This is a genomic window from Rhizobium sp. 01T444 (assembly GCF_056398305.1).
On record NZ_JBFTPD010000427.1, the window covers coordinates 1 to 514 of the forward strand.

The 514-nt window shown below is 64.0% G+C and carries 1 protein-coding gene; it reads left to right on the forward strand.

What is annotated here, in order from left to right; all coding sequences use genetic code 11:
• Positions 1 to 430: TRAP transporter small permease (locus tag AC1DTN_RS39295; protein WP_477925678.1), on the forward strand; the 430-nt coding region annotated here is incomplete at its 5' end.
• Positions 431 to 514 lie beyond the last annotated feature (84 nt).

Consider the following 514-nt stretch of genomic DNA (forward strand, 5'->3'; position numbering starts at 1 on the left):
CATCGCAGTCGTCCTGCGGAAGTTCTTCAATGCCTCGATCCCGGATGCCTACGACTTCGGCCGCATGCTGCTGGGCATCCTGATCTTCTGGGGCATCGCCGCCACCAGCTACCGCGGCGGCCACATCACGGTGGACCTGGTGTGGACCGCGGCGGGCCCGCGCATGAAGCGCGCGATCGACGTGTTCGCCACGCTCGTCCTGCTCTTCGTCGTCGCGGTGCAGACCGCCACGCTGTTCGACAAGGTGCGCGGCACCTATGTCGACCACGTGCTGACCTACGACATGAACATCCCGACCTGGCCCTTCTATGCGGTGGCCTGGCTGGGCGACGTGTCGGCGGTGGTGCTGATCGCCATCCGCACCTATCGACTGATCTTCCACCCCGAATTGCTCGAAGAGACGAAGCCCGAGATGAAAGCCGACGAATGAGCACCGACCTGATCGCCGTCCTCGGCTTCGTCGTTCTCTTTGCATTGATGCTGCTGCGCGTGCCGGTCGGCATGGCGATGGGAC